Source organism: Saccharopolyspora hattusasensis (assembly GCF_050972075.1).
GTDB classification, from domain to species: domain Bacteria; phylum Actinomycetota; class Actinomycetes; order Mycobacteriales; family Pseudonocardiaceae; genus Saccharopolyspora; species Saccharopolyspora hattusasensis.
The window spans coordinates 1,534,892-1,551,981 of the sequence record NZ_JBPCDC010000001.1; the positions used below are offsets into that span (position 1 = coordinate 1,534,892).

The following is a 17,090-nucleotide window of genomic DNA, read 5'->3' on the forward strand; positions in this document are numbered from 1 at the left end:
GCTCAGGCGTACTTCTCGCTCTCCGCGAACAACAACACGAACCCGACCCGGGCTTCCTTCGCCAGTTGCTCGAACTCGCTGCGCACGATGCTTCGCAAGGACCTGCCCGGATCGCCCAAGGGGTCCGACATCAACCACCGGGCCGCCACCAGGCGGGCCAGGTTCGCATCCGCTGGGGCCGTCCGGACCAGCTCCTCGACCTGGTCTCGCGGTTCCCGGTCGGTGGGCAACCTGTTGGGCGCGGAAGTGATCAGTTCCAGGAGCTGCAACCACTGCCGGACCGCGGCTTCGTCGTCGATCTGCTCGAACTGGTGCCGGAGGTGCTTAACCGCGGAGTTCAGGTCCTCCAGCGCGAGCGCGTGGTACAGGGACAGCGCGACGTTCCCGCTTTCGCGGTGGTGATCACGATGCCGGGTGTGCACCACCGCCCACCGCTGGGGATGATCAGCTGGGCGGTTCCCCAGCTCGTGCAGCAACAACCGGCGCAGCCACGGGTGTAGCACCAACTGCTCGCCGAACACTGACCACAGCCGGTTCCGGATCTCGTGCAGGGCACCGGCATCGCCTTCCGTGCCGCCCCTGACACCCGCGTGGGTGGCCAGGTCCAGGTTCGGCGCCGCCGACATCCCCACCAGCACTTCGCGCTGCGCCGGATCGAAATCCTGCAACAGGTAGTCGCGCGCTCGGTCGGCGAATGGGCGCTCGACTCCGCGTTCGAGCACGGTTCGCATCGCCAGGCCGGTCGGTCGATCCCCCAACGTCGCGCGCAGTTCGCGCGTGCTCCACGGATGACCGCGCGTCAGCTCGTGCAGGAACGGCGCCGACGTGGTGTCGGCCGCGGTGCGACCTACGTTGGCGACCTCAGACACCGTGAGATCCCTCAATTCGACCGGGTACCACCAGGAGTCCCGTCCGAGATCGACGTCTCGGCCGTTCGTCCAGTCCGCCAGTCCGGCTTGCTCCGGGGTGCGGTAGCTGCTCCCCTGCGACCCCCACCTCGGATTCCACTGCCGGCTGGTCGCGATCAGCACGAGCGGATCAGGTTCTCGGGGGCTCCGCTCCCGGATGCTCAGCAACAGGTCGGCGAACCGGCTCCCGCCCGCCGCGTCGATGTTGTCCAACAGCACCACGCAGTTCCCCCTGCGCCACCTGAAACGCCTCAGGTATGCGGCGCGCAGGTCGGCCAGGAACGCGGCGCAGAACACTTCGTCCAGCAGGTCGGCGTCGGCGACGCCGATGTCCACCAGGACGTCCAGCACCTTCGCCGACCGCTTCGGCATCGACTGTTTGATGCCCGCCCCGCGCCGCAGCTTCCGCCGCCAGCGGAACGTCTCGACGGCGTGGAACAACGCGCCGATGGGCAGCTTCGACCACCAGGGCAGCGCCCCGGCCTGCAGCAAGCCGTCGATCACGCTCTCGATGCTGCTCCGGGTCCGATCGGACAGCTCGACGTCCGCCGAAGCGGCGGCGCGGACCTGCGCCAGCGCCTTCTCCCGGTTGTTCGGGTCCGGCTCGGCGCCGACCGCCAAGAGGCAAAGGTCCAGCTGGCGAAAGGGGATCCGGTGGACACCTTCGTGCTTCTTGCTGAGATCGAAGTGGAGTTCGGTGATGATCTCCCTCGGTGCCCTCGCCCGCTTGGCCACATCGATCGAAGCGTGCGGCACCTGATGAGCGCAGTTCCGCTCGATGTTGGCGAGCGTCGCGGTCTTACCGCTACCCCGCGGACCGAACAATACGATGACCGGCAGCTCCCGGCCGGGTTCCCCACCACCTCGTGGTTTCTGCCGCCGCACGCATTCCCCGACGAGCTTCTTGACAATGCCTGCGCGCCCGGGTAATTCGACCTCGCCCACCATCCGGCGTTCCACCCCCTCACCGACCGCCAGACGAGCCACCATGTCGTCACCCGCTGTAGCACGTCAAGCGAAAGAGGAGAAATTACGCCAAGTTGCCGCAAGCGCAGGAATCGCCCAGGACGCGCGGCTTCTCGTGCAGTCGCGCAGCGCGTTCGAACCGTCACGGTGGTCAGTCCTTCAGCTCGCGGGCCTGATCACAGTTCACCGAAACCGGTTGATCATCAGCTGTGCGTGCCCTAGGACTGCGTGGGTGCCGCACTTCTAGGGGGAAACGCGATGGACCGGTTCGCCGTCCGCTACGCCGCGATTGGCGAGGCGTGGGAGAGCGTCCGCAACGCCACTGGGCAGGTCCGGACGAAGCTGGCCGATCTCGACGGATCGCTCGGGCCGCTGCGGGCGTCCTGGACCGGGCAGGCCGCGGAGAGCTTCGAGGTGGCGCGGGCGACGTGGGTTCGCGAAGCCGAGGAAATGACCGAGTTCCTCGGCGGCATGGCGGACCTGCTGTCCCTGATCGACGAGAACTACCACAGCGCGCACCAGGCGAACCTGGCCATCTGGGATGCCCCCGCCGCTTCGTCGGGCGGGTCCGAGACCGTGCCGATGTCGGCCGGTTCGGCCGCCGGACCCGACGGCGAAGTCGACGTCTCCATCGAGGAACTACGCCGCGCCGCCCGGTCGTTCCACGGCCTTCAGCAGCAACTGGCCGACAACATGGGCTGGATCAGCCGAAATCTGCACGGCAGCGCCACTGGGATGGCCGGAGCCGACCCGGTGCTGGCCCCGTGGCGCACCCTCTACGACGAAACCGCGGGGGCGGTGTGGGCGGTCCTCGACGCGGCCACCGACCTGCTGGGCGGCATCGCGCAGGGCATGACCGACACGGGCAACAACTACGTCGACTCCGAAGAAGCCTCCATCGCCGGACACGGTGCCGCGCTCCCGGAACGATTACCGCAACTCCCGGTCGATGCCGTCCGTCCCGGCCCTGAACCACCACCCAGCGGCTCGGGAGCCCCGGCGCAGTCCCTGGAGGACTGGGGCTATGAGTACTGGCCCGACGGCGAACCCGATCGGCTCATGTACGCGTTCGACGAGTGGAGACGATTCGTCGAAACTCTGACGGAGGTCTCGCGGTCCGGGGATGAACTGATCAATGGTTTGGTGGAGTCCAACCACGGCGCGGTCTTCGACAGCATCCGCCAGTACTGGGCCACCAAGTCCCAGATCTGCGGAACCTCGGAGATCCTGCCGGTACTCACCTCCGCGTGCAGTGCGCTGAGCGAATCGTGCAAGGTGTTGTCCAAAGCTGTGCGCAACGCGCAAGCGAGCATCGCGAAGCTCAACCAGATAGTGGGCGAGTTGGATATCTTCTCCGCGCTCGGCTTCCTGCGGAGGAATCCGATTCTCACGGCCGCTGAACTCGGCGCCGAGTTCGGGAAGTACATGGCCGTCAAGAAGATCACTCCGCAGATCAAATCAACGTACGAGTACGAGCGCGGCGAAGCCATGCAGCTCCTCACCACCGGCATCGCCGACCAACTGCACGCCTGGGCACGAGACGCCGAGGCAGTCACACTGGAGTCCGAGCGACGGGCCTACGATCAGGCAGACCATGGACTCGAACAACACCTCGGCACCGCGCCGTACGACGCCTGGGCAGGAGTCGACGAACCCCACCCCGACCCAGCATCCGTGCACATCACGGCCGAGCGGAGGACACACATCCTCTACAGCGACCAGACCGGTGGTGGTCACCTCGCCGGGACCGGAAGGCCGGGCAAGACAGAATTCCCACCACCTCCACCGTGGGACGAGCCGTACGTCGTGAACCAGATTCAGGACGTGGCGAAGAACCCAGACAGCCCGCCGATTAGGCAAGACAACGGCCGCTGGAAGCTCACTGGCGTTCGGAATGGTGTGCTCATCGAAGTGATACTCAACGACGACGGCAGTGTACGTACGGCCTACCCCAAAGGCGGACCCGGCGTGGACGAGAATCCCAGAAAGAAATAATCATGGACGAGATCGAATTTATGGACCGCGCCGATGCGCTCTTCCAGGGAATGCGCAACCGCCTGCGAGACCAGGATTATGACTTCATGTCCGGCGCGGCGCGGGCCGGCGAGCACGCCGAGGTACTCGATTTGCTGCTGGCGATCATCACCAAAAGAAGAATCCCGATCTCAAAACGCGAACGCGATGAACTACGCTCGATCATGAGCTTTTATGAGCTTCCGGCCAAGATGTACGACTTCATCAACGACTGGGAGAACATCGTAGCGTCGCTAAACGTCGTCGATGATGCGCCGGAGCGCGACGAGCCGGAGCCGCCAGTTGCGTCCGGGCCACCGATCATCGTCCACGAGAACCCCGACTTCGGCCGCACGTTGCGGACCCAGGTCGGGCTGCACATCGATCTGCCGCCTCGGTTGTACGAGCCGTTCGTGGACCACTTCACCGCCGCAGTCGGGGTCGGTGTCGAAGTCAACCTGGCTCGCACCAACCCCGACGAATACCTGCGGCGCGGGAAGGCCCACAAACCTACCGAGGTCGAATCCAACTTTGTTGCCGTGATGATCCAGGCCATCAGCGACGGCTCCATCTGGGGCGGCGGCATCCTGCTGCGCGGCTTCGAGCAGTGGTGGACCAAAAAGCGCTCGGACGCCGAAAACCTCGTCCGGCAGCTTCCCACGGTCCTAGCCGCGGAGCAGCTCGGCGACGACAACTTCCACATCGCACTCGCCGATCTGTCATCGTCGACTGCGGAACAGGTGATCACCGTTCTGACCGAATCGAAGATCGAGGAAATCCTCGGAGCCGTCCCGCCCGTCCCGGTGTTCAAGTATCCGCCGATTTGACTGCTCCCCCGCCCGAAGACGGGGCTTGTTCGTCCCTCGTCTTCAGGTATCAGTGGGGATTTCTGACTCAGGCTGCCTGTTCGTCCTGCGGACGATCAGGTCTTCTGCCGTCAACACCAGCCGGGTACAGCCCAGCCCGGACGAGCATCACGTGTGCGGAGTTCTTGTCCCTCGGGGAGATGTGTCCGCACACTGTGCAGGTATAGGTGCGTTCTGACAGCGGGAGAGCGTGCTTGGTTCTCGCTCCGCACTCGGCGCAGTCCTTTGTGGTGTTCTTCGGGTCTACCAGGACAACCTGTCGGCCGTGCTTGCGTCCCATCTCGATCAAAGCCGATTTCGTCGCAGCGATCGCAGCGTCAGCGGCCTTGCGGGCCATCGTGGTCTTGGCCAGGAACTTGGGACGGAAATCTTCGACCGCGATCATATCGTGGTCGGTGACGACACACTTGGCCCACTTCCGGGCGGTGTCCTGCCGCCTGCGGGAGACCTTTTTGTGCAGCTTCGCGGCCTGCCGCTTGGCCTTGCGATACCTCTTCGACGCGGGTTTGCCCTTGCCTGGCCTGCGTCGGGCCATCATCCGCTGATACCGAGCCAACTCCGCAGCGGCATGCTTGCCGTGCTCGGCGTGCGGTAGGTCGTAATCGTCACTGGTGGTGGTGGCGGTCTCGGTGACGCCCCAGTCGATCCCAATCGCCTTTCCGGTGTCGGGTAGCGGCTGGACCTCGGTGGCGACGACAAACGAGGCATACCAATGCCCGAGGCTGTCCCGGTACACCCGCACCGAGGAAGGTTGCGCGGGCAGTTCACGCGACCACACCACTGTCAGCACGATCGCGCCCGCTAGATGCAGACGACCATCCTTGATCCGAAATCCGCGCAACGAGTAGTTCAAGCTCGGGTCCGCGACACCTTTCTTCTTGAAGCGCGGCATCCCAGCACGCTGCCGCATCGGAAGACGGTCCTTTATGTCCTTTAACGCCTTCGCACGCGACTTTGCGAAGTCGCGAATGATCTGTTGCTGCGGCACCGACGCACCGTCTGCGAGCCACTGGTGCTCACTGCGCCAGCCGGTCAGCTGTTTGTCCAGGTATGCGGGACCGCACTTGTCACCGTCGCGGTGCGCTTTCCGAGAGGTGGCAACACAGGAATTCCACACCCACCGGCACCGGTCCCACTCGGCCTGAAGGCAACGATGTGCAGCGCGGGACAGGCGCAGACGGTAGGTGTACCGAACATGCCCGAAACCCCCCGTTCCGCCGCCCGCTCCCATGAAGATCAATGTACCCGCACCCCATGTTCACCAACACTCACCTGCGTCGTATGGAAGAGATCCCGCACGCCTTGGGTAAGGAGTTGACGCGCTTCCTCCCCACCCTAAGGACGGGGCCGCCGCGCAACGTCTCTCCGGTGAGCATCAGCCCCGCGCAGCCAACCAGCCGAACCGACGTAGGGCGCTGGCGAAGCGTTCAGTGTCGGCGGCCAATCTGCCTAGGAGGCCGCTGAATTAGGCGGTTCTGGGGACAGTCGCCGCAGGGACGGAGGCGAGAAAATTGACGAGCAGTCCCGCAGAAAGCCCCTATCCGCGCGTGGCAGTGCGGTCGGGGCGGGCGAGAGAGCACATAGACGGGCCGGTGAGGGCCCGGTCCGGCCGGTCGGCCGCTGGTCAGGCGGCCGAGCCCGCCAGAACCCAGACTCCTGCCGTGCGAGATAGCCCGCGGCCCACGAGATTGCGCAGGTTGAGCCCGGCGGTGCGACGAGTGAGCCAGGCATGGTTCTTGGTGGCGCCGCGATAACGGAGTTTGAGACGACGGCCGCCGATGCTGGCGATCTGGGAGATGACCCGTTCCACGTTGGGCCGGAACTTCCGGTACTTCTCTCGCAGTTCGGGCTTGTCTGCCCAGTCACGGCGGGCTTGGCGCAGCAGATCATCTCGTTGGTGCAGAACGATTTTACGGCCGGTCTTGGACTTGGTGCAGCGCGCACGCAGCGGGCAGTCGCGGCACAGCGCGCCGAAGGTCGCCACCCGGTTTTTCTGACTGATCGGGCGGGTGTTACCGGCCGGGCAGCTCACCGTGCCCGCGTGCTCGTCGACGGTGAAGTCGTCGACGGTGAACCCGCCCTCCACCGGCGCTTGCACCGGTTTCGGCTTGATCACAGCCTCGTCGGCGTCGGTGTCGTCGATCGCGCCACGCAGATCCCCTGTGCCGTAGGCGGAATCTCCGTACCACTCGCAGGGATCGTCCTCGGCGTCGAGGAACTCCTCGGCCACCGCCGGATCGGAGTTCTTCGTCCCAGCGGCCTTGGTCAGCTTCTCGTCGGTGATGATCCCGGTCTCGGGCTCGGCCGCCACGTGCGCCCGATACCCGTCGCGGCGGTTCTCCGGCGACTTGCGGGTATGCCGCGCATCCGGGTCCACCGTGGATATCACTCGATCCGGGGCGACCCGCCGCGCAATCCGCCACCGCCCATCAGTGCCATCCGATCCTTCCGCCGGTTCGACATCCTGACCGGCGACCAGCGCCAGCAACGCCACCGCGACCTCCGCATCGCCCTCCAACTCGGCCTCCGTCAACACCGCCACCAGCGCGCCTGCGTCGTTGACCAAGGCCGACACCAGTGCGTCCTTGGCCTGCGGGTCATCCCAGTCAATCCTCGGTTTGCCCGGCTGGCTGTAGTCATGGCCGGTGCACACCTGTGCGATCCGCTCGGCTGCGCCAGGAACCTGCCGGGCCACCCGCCGGATCGCCGCAATCAGCTGGGTGACGGTGTCCTGAGTGGCCACCGCATCAGCCAGGATCGTGGAATCCACCGCCCGTTTACGCCGGCCGCGCAGGATCCCGGTCTGCTCGATGACGTCCTTGACCGCGTCATTGATCCGGTGGGGCCGATCCGACGCCGCCAGCCGTTTGCGCCAGTACACCAGGGTCGAGGCATCAAATCCCTTGTGGTCCAACGACATTCCGGTCGCGACCTTCCACCGCAGATCACACCGCGCGGCGTCGGCGGTCTCCCGATCCGAGTAGTCATGCAGCGTCTGCAACACCAGGACCGAGGCCATCACCGACGCCGGGATCGACGGACGTCCCCTCCCCGAGGGGAACAGGTCCTCGAACTCCCCATCGGGGAACACATCCTGACGATGCTCGGCCAGGAACGCGAACACACTGCCCGCCGGCACCAGATGACCGACCAGCGCGTGAGCGTCCAGCAGTTCCCGGTCGGCACGTTCCACACCCTGCATAAACCGATTCTCCCAGCTCAAGCCCAGATTCCTGGGAGACACGCCGATTATTCAGCGGCCTCCTAGGCGCGCCGTATCCACCTCACCGGCCGGGATGCGGTTCGCTTCGTCCGCCAAGTCTTGTTGCAGCACCAGCATTGCGGACGCCATCTCGCGCGGTGTGTCGATCCGCGCCGGGATCATCCCGTCCATCGCCGGGCGGACAGCAAGGGACGGAAACCGTGATGCCACAAAGCAATCCGTGCATTCCTGCTTGCCCACCGGCAGCCCCGGGCACCGCTCGCCCGGCGGCGAGCAGTTCTCTACCTCCCCAGCTTGATACAGCTGGCCGCACCAAGACCGGATGAGCGAATCGCCTGCGCCGCAACGGATGTGCGCGAACCTGCACCACTCTGGAACAACCCCCTGTCGATACTGGAAATGCCGGATCCGGTCAGCCAGCCGATCCGCGTGTCGCACTTCTTCCCACCGCTCGTGCAATTAAACTTCCTCCCCTAGCAAGCGTTTTCGTTGTCACGCTCTACCCACTACCAACCATCGAGCAACGTGGCATCGTCAACAAGGTCGTGACCGTGGGCGCAACAGGTGATGTGGGCAGGCCATGACGCTGGGGGTGCCGTTGCATCGGCGACTACACGGAGACGCAACATGACGAAGACACCGAAAGGGCGGGCTCTGGGGAGCGCGTTGCGCCAGGCACGGCAGGACCGGGACTTGACCGTGAGAGCATTCGCCGCCCAGCTGGGGCGCGATCCCGGAGTGCTTTCGCGCTGGGAAACCGGCGAACGGACGCCGAAACCCGAGCAGGTGGCACAAATACTCACGTCGCTCGGCGTCCACGGCGATCAGTACGAAGAGATCATCCAGCTGACCTACGGCGCGAACGACTCCAACTGGGTTGCCACGACGCTCCCAGCGCAGCGCCAGCAGCTGGCTGCTTACATCGACTTCGAGCAGAACGCGACGAAGATCCTTGAGGCGTCGCCGCTGCTGATCCCGGGGCTGCTCCAAACTAGCGATTACATCCGCATCATCATGACGGAAGCAGAAGTTCCGGCAGGTGAGCTGGCCGCACGGGTCGCCGTTCGGATCGGGCGTCGCGATGTGATCACTCGCAGCTCGCCTGCGCAGTACGTTGCGCTGATCGGAGAAGCAGCCCTCCGACAACTGCTCGGCGACCGGAAGGTGATGACCGAGCAGATCAGGTACCTCCTGGAAATGGCTCGGCGGCCCAAGATCGACCTGCGAGTCTTCCCTTTCGACAGCGGATGGCATCCTGCGCTCGAAGGACCGTTCCACCTCATAGAGACAGGCGAGGGCACGGTCGTCCACCTGGAGAACCGCAAGTCCGCGTTGTTCTTGCACGAAAAATCGGACGTACGCACCTACCGCCGAGCAGCGGAGAAGGTGCTCGACGTGGCGATGAGTCAAGCCGAATCTGTCAAGCTGATCAGGTACATCGCCAAGAGCATGGAGAAGGACGATGAACGCTGAAACAACGTGGCGCAAGTCCAGCTACAGCGCTAACACCGCAACCTGCGTCGAGCTCGCGAGTTCCTTGGACCGGATCCGCGACTCCAAGGACCCGAACGGGCCAACGCTGCAGGTCGACGTCACCGGGTTCGTGCAGGCCGTAAAGAGCGGCCGGTTCGACCGCTGACACCGCGCGGGCCGCCCCCGGCCGGGGTGCTGGTGGGGGGCCGGCCCGCGTAACCCGGCGCGGCTCTGATCGTTGATCTCCCGGACTCCCCGGGAGGTCATCATGCGCCGCTCCTCGCTGGCCCTGCTACTCGCCCTGGCAACCGTCTTCGCCGGGCTGACCACGACCACAACCAGTTCAGCGCAGGCCGGTTGGGCGGCTCGCGGCGAGGAATATCCCGCCACAGCCACCGAAACCGACGCCGCGATCCCGATGTCCGACGGCGTGACCCTGCGCGCCGACGTCCAGCGTCCGGCCGACGCCGACGGCCAACCGGTCGACGGCCGCTTCCCGGTGCTGCTGACCATCACCGCCTACAACAAATCCGCACCGAACGGGACCGCGTCCGCCGCGCTCAGCGACTCGAGTTACTTCGTCAAGCGCGGGTACGTGCAGGTCACCGTCGATGCACGCGGCACCGGCAGCTCGGGCGGTTCCTGGGCTGCGTTCAGCGCGCGGGAGAACACCGACGCCGGTGAGATCGTCAACTGGGCCGCCTCCGCCAACCGGCCGTGGAGCAACGGTTCGGTGGGCATGCGCGGCGCTTCCTACCTGGGCATCAGCCAGCTCTTCGCGGCCGCCAACCGGCCCGCCGGGCTCAAGGCGATCTTCCCGCAGGTCCCGGCCGCCGACACCTACCGCAACGTGGTCGCCTCCGGCGGCGCGCTCGCATCTTCACAGGCGTAGTGGAATCAGGAGAGGAGCCGCTCCGCGCCGGTGCCCGGTTTGACATCGGCCACCTCAGTCTTCAACGCCTGCCGATCCGACGGAGTCAACCCGAACCCGCACCGCATAGGCCAGAAACACCCGTTCTGCCTCGCTCTGCACCTGCAACGCCGGATTCCGCACCAGTCCGGTCGAGCCCTGCACCAGCAGCGCCGAGCCGTTCACCAACGCCGTCGCGGCCTTGTACCGGGCCAGTGACTCGCACGGGACTGTGAACGCGTCCACGTCCCACGGCGTCAGCACCTTCTGCGCTATCAACCCTGGCGCGAGGCGGTCCCAGATCAGCTTCGCCTCATCCGACAACCACTCCGGACACGCCACCTCCTGATCCGGCGGCACCGGCTCCTTGTTGTTGATCCGATCCTTCCGATCCCCGTACAAGATTCGTAGATGCGTCGGCTTTGGTGCTGGGCCTCGTTTTCCCACGATGCTCCCCGCGAGCACCTTGGGACACCGTCGTGAACGTCGATCAGCAATTTGGCCGACAATCGGGTCATTTGGTCCGGAAATTTACATTTGAGCTGTTCATTTTACGCACCAGGCCCGAATAGCCGTTGGTGTCGCAGTGGAAGATAACCCGAAGGCTGGCCAACTCACGTTTTCCTGTAATTTCGGACAAGTTGGCACCTGTCGAAGCCCTCTGAAGCGACGCCAGGAATGCTTTCCATTCCGCGAGGGTGCCATTCCGAAGGATCCTGTCAGCGTTTACGATCGCCAGAAGCAGCATCCGGGCATGGATCCCTTCTCTGTCCCCAAATTCGGACCCCATTCCGCGACCATTAAGAATCACGAAATCGTTTAGGCATTCGTCGAATGCCGCCCAGTTGGCGCCAAAGTACGCCGGAAAATTCAGTTTGCGACTGAACTCATTGAATAGATCGCGCCCCGATTCGCACTGCGCACCGTTTAGTATCACGACATACGCGCCACCGGCGATGGGTTCATCTTTGAGGCTAGAGATCGCTTCGATGAATCCAGCAGCATCGGCCTCGACAAGAAAGGCCCATTCTTCAGAGACGGCGGGTTGCCCCTGGCTGGAAATGCCAGGGGCAACCACGTCGGCCCACGACAGCTCGACGCTCATTGTGGACTTCCTATTGTTGCTTGGTTCATGTCAAAGCCATCTCCTAGCGCGTTCGGATGAACGGCTCAAATGTGGCGTAGTGATCCGGTGAGTAAAATTGATTCGGAAACGGTTGCCAGTTTCCTAAGCATAGCACGATCCGCTCAGGACCGCGTCCCTGAGGACCCGGGGGATAGACGTCGAACTCATGCCAGTTGCTTCCCATGTCGCACTTAGGAAGCCTCCCGAGGTCATCTCGGAAGATTTTTCCACCGGCGACCCCGGGAGGTGGCGTGTAGTTGTGACTCTGGAGGTATTCCAACATTCTCCAGGCGTCGCCGGGAATTGCTTTAGGGGTAACCCCTGAAGCTTGGCCCATGTCCGCATTCTGTACGCTCTCGGCCACGGGGCGCTGCGGCGAAGCTTGAGCCGCGAATGGCAAAGCTAGCACAAAGAGAATCGATAGGAGCACAGCCAAGGAACTGCGAATGCCACCACGCCGCAAACTCGGTAAACTATTATCCACATTGACTCCGATACATACACAAAAAGAGCCAATCAGGACGTCACCAAAGGCTAAGATCCGCCAACGGAAATAAATCCACCCAGACATCATTAGTTACCCCCAGCGACGCCCGATGGCGTCTCGAACAACACTCATCAAACCTGAACCGTCGTGGTGTCTATACCGCCAAATGAGTGTGATCTACGACGCTCCTCCGACTTTTGTTGGGCCCGAGATTTTGATGCTACCGACGTAGGTATTACTGAAGACAAACTGGCTTTACCGGCTCTTCGCAGTGGAGCGGATCCTGTATCCGAGTGATCACTTGTGGTGATAGCTGATTGTTGCGTTCTGTAGCCGCGCCCGCGGCTTGTGTAGGGCGGGGACGAGGTGCGCCCACCGAACCTGTGATGATCTTTGTCGACCAAGAGCAAGGATCATCGGTAGAGGCGGGTGGGCGCGTGTCACAGACTACGGTGCCGGCGCAGTTGCTGGGACTGGACGGGGTCGAGATCGATGTGATCGAGCGGGAGGCGGATGGTTCCTGGACGGTGCATGTGACGACCGCGGCCCCGCGGGCGGCGTGCTGTCCGGGCTGTGGGCACGCCGCGGAGCGGGTCAGAGAGTCCACGGTGCATACCGTCAAGCACGTGACGATGGTCGCGATGCGGGTGAGCTGGCACAAGTCTCGATTCTGGTGTGGCAACGCCGAGTGCGGTAACGCGAGCTTCGTCGAGACGGGGCCGCTGGCCGATCGGCGAGCCGGGATCTCGTCGCACGCCAGGACGGTGACGGGGCATCTGGTCGGGGACTGGCTGGTGCCGGTGTCCCGGGTGGCCGCCGGGGTCGGGATGGCCTGGCACACCGTGCATGACGCGTTCGTCGGGGTGGCCGCCCAGGCGGGGATCGTGGTCACCGACACCACCACGACCACCGACCGTGGGGCCGGTGTGGCCTGCGACGCCGGGCCCGATCGTCAGGACGGGGAGACCGCCGGCGGCGGTGACCCGAGGGTGGCCGACGCGGATCCCGGTGCTGTCGGCACCGATCTGGCCGCCCGCCCCCAGAGGTCGGTGGGCGGCGGGGTGTTGCCGCCGGTGGCGGTGCTGGGCATCGACGATCATCGCCGTGGCAAGCCCCTGTATCACCGTGACCGGTCCACCGGGGAGTGGGTGGCCGATGCCGACCGCTGGCAGACGGTGTTCGTGGACTCCGCCGGGGGACACGGGCTGCTGGGGCAGGTCGAAGGTCGGGCCGGGGTGGACGCCGCGGCGTGGCTGGCCGCCCAGGATCCGGCCTGGCGGGCGGGTATCACCCACGTCACCATCGATATGTCCACTGTGTACAACTCGGTGGTCACCACCAGCGGGCTGCTACCACACGCGGCCTTGATCGTGGATGCCTTCCACGCGGTGCAGCTGGCCAACACGATGGTCGGTGACGTGCGGCGCCGGGTCACCTTCGAGCACTACGGGCGTCGTGGCCGCGCCACCGATCCCGAATACACGATCAAGAACCAGTTGGTGCGCGGCAAGGAGAAGCTCTCCGAGCGGGCACGGAACAAGCTGTTGTGTGTCCTGGCCGATCTGGGCGGGTACGGCCGGCAGATCGGTGCGGCGTGGCGGGCCAAGGAACTGCTCCGCGCGGTGATCGGCCTCTCGCCCAACCAGACCGGCGTGGCAACCACCGGCCACCGGCTACGCCGGGCATTCCACGCGTTTTTCACCTTCTGCGGCACGATCGGCGCCAGCGTCCCGGAGATCGTGACCCTAGCCCAGACCATCTCCACCTGGCGTACCGAGATCGCCCGGGGCGTGCTCACCGGCCACAGCAACGCCGCCGCCGAGGGCGTCAACCGTCTGGTCAAGCTCGTCTACCGGGGTGCGTTCGGGTTCACCAACGTCACCCATCAACAACGCCGCTCCCGCTACACCGCGTCCCGGTCCACCCGCCCCGAATGGCTACACACCGTCAACACCTCTGCTGCACCATGCGTAGTCACATGATTACAAGATCCCGCCAGATGCGAAGAGCCGCTTTACCCAAGCGTGTGAGCAAGAAATTTCTGCAGAGGATGTTGAATCTGTACCAACACCTGCTGCATTGTTCGAAGAGCTTCTACGTCCCCGAGCTGCGACCTCGGTCGGCCGGCTCGCGGGCGCTCGCGCGCGACCGCCCGCTGGGGCTGCCGGGGTCACCGCGCGGCCGTCGCCGACGAGTTCCAGTCGATGCGGTGCCCGTACATCCAGTCCATGGCGTCCGGGTTCGGCTTGTGCAGCTTGAAGAGCAGCGGCAGCACGTGCCGCATCACGGGGCCGAGCGTCTTGCCGTCGCCGTTGCGCTTCCCTTGCGCTACAACACGTTCCACCCGTGTACGGCGCAGTGACTCGTATGCGGCGAAGGCGGCGGGCACGCTGTCCGCGTCGCGCAGGCACTTCGCGAGCGTGACCGCGTCTTCGATCGCCATCGACGCGCCCTGACCCGATGCCGGCGAGGTGGCGTGCGCCGCGTCGCCGATGATGATCATCCGGTCGCGGTGCCAGGTCGGCACCTTCGGGAAGTCGTAGGTGTTCCAGCCCGCGAAGATCTCGTCGCTCGCGGTGACGAGGTCGCGGGCGGGACCGTCGTCCTCGGTGAACAGGTCGAGCAGTTTGGTGCGCCACTGGTCCTCGCTGACGGCGGCCAGCTCTTCCCTCGTCAGCTCCTTGGGTTGGCCCGGGTTGGCGAACCACCACACGTCGCCGTTGGGGGACGAGGTAGCCCTGCGGGTCTTCCGTTTCGACAGCGGATGGCACCCTGGACTCGAAGGACCATTCCACGTCATAGAGACGCGTGAGGGCACTATCATTCACCTGGAAAAACGAAAATCTGGGTTGTTCTTGCACGAAGACCCAGACGTTCGCGCCTACCGGCGAGCAGCAGATCATGTGCTTGAGGTGGCCATGAGCAAGGTCGAATCTGTCAAGCTGATCAGGCACATCGCCAACAGCATGGAGGGCAGCCGTGACCACTGAAACGACCTGGCGTAAGTCCAGCTACAGCACCGAAATCGCGACCTGCGTCGAACTCGCGAGTTCCTTGGACCGGATCCGCGACTCCAAGGACCCGAACGGGCCAACGCTGCAGGTCGACGTCACCGGGTTCGTGCAGGCCGTAAAGAGCGGCCGGTTCGACCGCTGACACCGCGCGGGCCGCCCCCGGCCGGGGTGCTGGTGGGGGGCCGGCCCGCGTAACCCGGCGCGGCTCTGATCGTTGATCTCCCGGACTCCCCGGGAGGTCATCATGCGCCGCTCCTCGCTGGCCCTGCTACTCGCCCTGGCAACCGTCTTCGCCGGGCTGACCACGACCACAACCAGTTCAGCGCAGGCCGGTTGGGCGGCTCGCGGCGAGGAATATCCCGCCACAGCCACCGAAACCGACGCCGCGATCCCGATGTCCGACGGCGTGACCCTGCGCGCCGACGTCCAGCGTCCGGCCGACGCCGACGGCCAACCGGTCGACGGCCGCTTCCCGGTGCTGCTGACCATCACCGCCTACAACAAATCCGCACCGAACGGGACCGCGTCCGCCGCGCTCAGCGACTCGAGTTACTTCGTCAAGCGCGGGTACGTGCAGGTCACCGTCGATGCACGCGGCACCGGCAGCTCGGGCGGTTCCTGGGCTGCGTTCAGCGCGCGGGAGAACACCGACGCCGGTGAGATCGTCAACTGGGCCGCCTCCGCCAACCGGCCGTGGAGCAACGGTTCGGTGGGCATGCGCGGCGCTTCCTACCTGGGCATCAGCCAGCTCTTCGCGGCCGCCAACCGGCCCGCCGGGCTCAAGGCGATCTTCCCGCAGGTCCCGGCCGCCGACACCTACCGCAACGTGGTCGCCTCCGGCGGCGCGCTCGACGTCGGGTTCATCCCGCTGTGGCTGGGCCTGGTCACCGGAACCGGGCTGGTCCCACCCGTCTACGGCGCGGGCGAGCCGGACAACGCCCTGCAGATGTACCTCTCGCGGGTGCAGGGCGCCACCGGGTTCACCGCACCGATGCTGCTGTCCGCGACGCTGGGGCTGGACTCCGCCTTCGACGGGCCGTTCTACGCGGAACGCTCGCCGATCAACGTGCTGGACCACATCGATGTGCCTACCTTCCTCGTCGGCGGCGAGTACGACCTGTTCCAGCGCGGCACGCCGATGGTGTTCGACCGGCTCCGCCAGCGCGGCGTCCCGATGAAGATGATCTTCGGGCCATGGGACCACCTGCAAGCCAGCACCGGAGCCGGGATCGACGAGGCCGGTCACGGCACGCTGCAGGAACTCCAACTGCGCTGGTTCGACCGCTACGTGCGGGGCCTGCCCGACCCGACGCTCGACGCCGACATCCCGCCGCTGACCTGGCACGAGATCAACTCCGGCGAGTGGCACCGGGCGAACGACTGGATCGACGAGCAGCGCGCCACCACGTTCCAGCTCTCCGGCACATCTTTTCCCGGCGTGCCAGGAAAACTTGTTACCGACGGCGTTGAGGCAGGGCAGAGCAGCGTCGCGCCAGTCCCGGTCTCCGGGTTGTGCACCCGCTCGACCAACCAGTGGACGGCTGGATTGCCCAATGCCGTCGGGATCGCGCGGCTGTGCGGGGACAACCGATGGAACGACTTGTCCGGCACGGTTTCGAAACCGAACCGGCGGCGGAACCGCTGCGGATGCGCGGACCGATCAACGCGCGGCTGTACACCTCGACGCCGACAGGCAACGGAATGCTGTCGGTGTCGGTCTCGTCGGTGTCGCCGACCGGCGAGGTCAACCGGCTCACCGGTGGTTGGCAGGTGCTGTCGCACCGGGCACTGGACGAATCGCGCTCGCGCTACCTCGACGGCCAGCTGATCCAGCCGTACCACCCGTTCACCAAAGAGGCGCAGAACCTCCTGCAACCGGGCGAAATCGCGCCGATCGACGTGGAGGTCTTCCCCACTGGCGCGGTGATCCCGCCCGGCCACCGGCTGCGGATCTCCGTGCAGGCCTACGACGTCCCGCACCTGCTCCCAACGCTTCGCGACCTACCAGCGGCGCTGTCACCGCTGACCATCCACACCTCACCGGAGCACCCGTCCCAGCTCACCCTGCCGACAATCCCCGCGGCAAGGTGATTCGCAAAGCTGG

At 65.2% G+C, this 17,090-nt stretch carries 17 protein-coding genes and 1 pseudogene; 10 read left to right on the forward strand and 8 right to left on the reverse strand.

Translation table 11 applies throughout. The features are described 5' to 3' along the window. Window positions 1–2: 2 nt before the first annotated feature. Window positions 3–1,898 carry a hypothetical protein gene (locus ACRXBZ_RS06255; protein WP_433878214.1) on the reverse strand — a complete coding sequence of 632 codons (1,896 nt, stop codon included), beginning with the start codon at window positions 1,896–1,898 and terminating at the stop codon, window positions 3–5. 234 nt (window positions 1,899–2,132) lie between these two features. Between ACRXBZ_RS06255 and ACRXBZ_RS06260 the strand changes: the two genes are divergently transcribed. Both ACRXBZ_RS06260 and ACRXBZ_RS06265 read left to right on the forward strand, forming a co-directional pair. Further along, entirely contained in the window at window positions 2,133–3,869 is a 1,737-nt protein-coding gene (locus ACRXBZ_RS06260) for a WXG100 family type VII secretion target (RefSeq protein WP_433878215.1), read from the forward strand. A 2-nt stretch (window positions 3,870–3,871) separates the two neighbouring features. Beyond that, window positions 3,872–4,714 carry a hypothetical protein gene (locus ACRXBZ_RS06265; RefSeq protein WP_433878216.1) on the forward strand — a complete coding sequence of 281 codons (843 nt, stop codon included), beginning with the start codon at window positions 3,872–3,874 and terminating at the stop codon, window positions 4,712–4,714. 67 nt (window positions 4,715–4,781) lie between these two features. Here ACRXBZ_RS06265 and ACRXBZ_RS06270 read toward each other — a convergent pair whose 3' ends face one another. The 3 genes from ACRXBZ_RS06270 to ACRXBZ_RS06280 form a co-directional block, all read right to left on the reverse strand. Then, window positions 4,782–5,984: an RNA-guided endonuclease InsQ/TnpB family protein gene (locus ACRXBZ_RS06270; RefSeq protein ID WP_433883810.1), complete on the reverse strand. Its 1,203-nt coding sequence runs from the start codon at window positions 5,982–5,984 to the stop codon at window positions 4,782–4,784. Between the two features lie 393 nt (window positions 5,985–6,377). Next, the gene (locus ACRXBZ_RS06275; RefSeq protein ID WP_433883811.1) at window positions 6,378–7,955 is read right to left on the reverse strand and encodes an IS1182 family transposase; all 1,578 of its coding nucleotides are present in this window, start codon (window positions 7,953–7,955) and stop codon (window positions 6,378–6,380) included. Between the two features lie 51 nt (window positions 7,956–8,006). Beyond that, window positions 8,007–8,216 (reverse strand): hypothetical protein, encoded by a 210-nt coding sequence (locus ACRXBZ_RS06280; protein WP_433878217.1) that lies wholly within the window; start codon window positions 8,214–8,216, stop codon window positions 8,007–8,009. A gap of 387 nt (window positions 8,217–8,603) precedes the next feature. Here ACRXBZ_RS06280 and ACRXBZ_RS06285 point away from each other — a divergent pair, with 387 nt between their 5' ends. From ACRXBZ_RS06285 to ACRXBZ_RS06295, 3 genes are all read left to right on the forward strand, one after another. Continuing rightward, window positions 8,604–9,449: a helix-turn-helix domain-containing protein gene (locus ACRXBZ_RS06285; RefSeq protein WP_433878218.1), complete on the forward strand. Its 846-nt coding sequence runs from the start codon at window positions 8,604–8,606 to the stop codon at window positions 9,447–9,449. Continuing rightward, window positions 9,439–9,615 carry a DUF397 domain-containing protein gene (locus ACRXBZ_RS06290; protein ID WP_433878219.1) on the forward strand — a complete coding sequence of 59 codons (177 nt, stop codon included), beginning with the start codon at window positions 9,439–9,441 and terminating at the stop codon, window positions 9,613–9,615. Before ACRXBZ_RS06285 ends, ACRXBZ_RS06290 begins: the two co-directional genes overlap by 11 nt. Window positions 9,616–9,717: 102 nt before the next feature. After that, window positions 9,718–10,341, forward strand: coding sequence for a CocE/NonD family hydrolase (locus ACRXBZ_RS06295; RefSeq protein ID WP_433878220.1), 624 nt, complete (start codon window positions 9,718–9,720; stop codon window positions 10,339–10,341). Window positions 10,342–10,395: 54 nt separating this feature from the next. Here ACRXBZ_RS06295 and ACRXBZ_RS06300 read toward each other — a convergent pair whose 3' ends face one another. The 3 genes from ACRXBZ_RS06300 to ACRXBZ_RS06310 all read right to left on the reverse strand — a co-directional run bounded on the left by ACRXBZ_RS06300 (window position 10,396) and on the right by ACRXBZ_RS06310 (window position 12,059). Beyond that, on the reverse strand, window positions 10,396–10,719 hold the full coding sequence (locus ACRXBZ_RS06300; protein WP_433878221.1) for a P27 family phage terminase small subunit: 324 nt from the start codon (window positions 10,717–10,719) through the stop codon (window positions 10,396–10,398). 154 nt (window positions 10,720–10,873) lie between these two features. Further along, window positions 10,874–11,464 carry a barstar family protein gene (locus ACRXBZ_RS06305; RefSeq protein ID WP_433878222.1) on the reverse strand — a complete coding sequence of 197 codons (591 nt, stop codon included), beginning with the start codon at window positions 11,462–11,464 and terminating at the stop codon, window positions 10,874–10,876. Between the two features lie 43 nt (window positions 11,465–11,507). Continuing rightward, window positions 11,508–12,059, reverse strand: a complete 552-nt coding sequence (locus tag ACRXBZ_RS06310; RefSeq protein ID WP_433878223.1) for a ribonuclease domain-containing protein — start codon at window positions 12,057–12,059, stop codon at window positions 11,508–11,510. Window positions 12,060–12,409: 350 nt separating this feature from the next. Here ACRXBZ_RS06310 and ACRXBZ_RS06315 point away from each other — a divergent pair, with 350 nt between their 5' ends. After that, the gene (locus ACRXBZ_RS06315) at window positions 12,410–13,954 is read left to right on the forward strand and encodes a transposase (RefSeq protein ID WP_433878224.1); all 1,545 of its coding nucleotides are present in this window, start codon (window positions 12,410–12,412) and stop codon (window positions 13,952–13,954) included. A 188-nt stretch (window positions 13,955–14,142) separates the two neighbouring features. On the opposite strand, the gene ACRXBZ_RS06320 is transcribed toward ACRXBZ_RS06315, so the two are convergent. Further along, window positions 14,143–14,772: an FAD-dependent oxidoreductase gene (locus ACRXBZ_RS06320; protein ID WP_433878225.1), complete on the reverse strand. Its 630-nt coding sequence runs from the start codon at window positions 14,770–14,772 to the stop codon at window positions 14,143–14,145. Here ACRXBZ_RS06320 and ACRXBZ_RS06325 point away from each other — a divergent pair. The 4 genes and pseudogenes from ACRXBZ_RS06325 (at window position 14,693) to ACRXBZ_RS06340 (ending at window position 17,077) form a co-directional block, all read left to right on the forward strand. Further along, complete coding sequence (locus ACRXBZ_RS06325; RefSeq protein ID WP_433878226.1) at window positions 14,693–14,962, forward strand: Scr1 family TA system antitoxin-like transcriptional regulator; 270 nt, start codon at window positions 14,693–14,695, stop codon at window positions 14,960–14,962. The genes ACRXBZ_RS06320 and ACRXBZ_RS06325 overlap by 80 nt on opposite strands. Beyond that, window positions 14,952–15,128: a DUF397 domain-containing protein gene (locus ACRXBZ_RS06330; protein ID WP_433878227.1), complete on the forward strand. Its 177-nt coding sequence runs from the start codon at window positions 14,952–14,954 to the stop codon at window positions 15,126–15,128. Before ACRXBZ_RS06325 ends, ACRXBZ_RS06330 begins: the two co-directional genes overlap by 11 nt. A gap of 252 nt (window positions 15,129–15,380) precedes the next feature. After that, a pseudogene (locus tag ACRXBZ_RS06335) lies at window positions 15,381–16,403 on the forward strand (CocE/NonD family hydrolase); the annotation flags it as partial. Between the two features lie 230 nt (window positions 16,404–16,633). Beyond that, window positions 16,634–17,077 (forward strand): CocE/NonD family hydrolase C-terminal non-catalytic domain-containing protein, encoded by a 444-nt coding sequence (locus tag ACRXBZ_RS06340; protein WP_433878228.1) that lies wholly within the window; start codon window positions 16,634–16,636, stop codon window positions 17,075–17,077. Window positions 17,078–17,090: the final 13 nt, after the last annotated feature.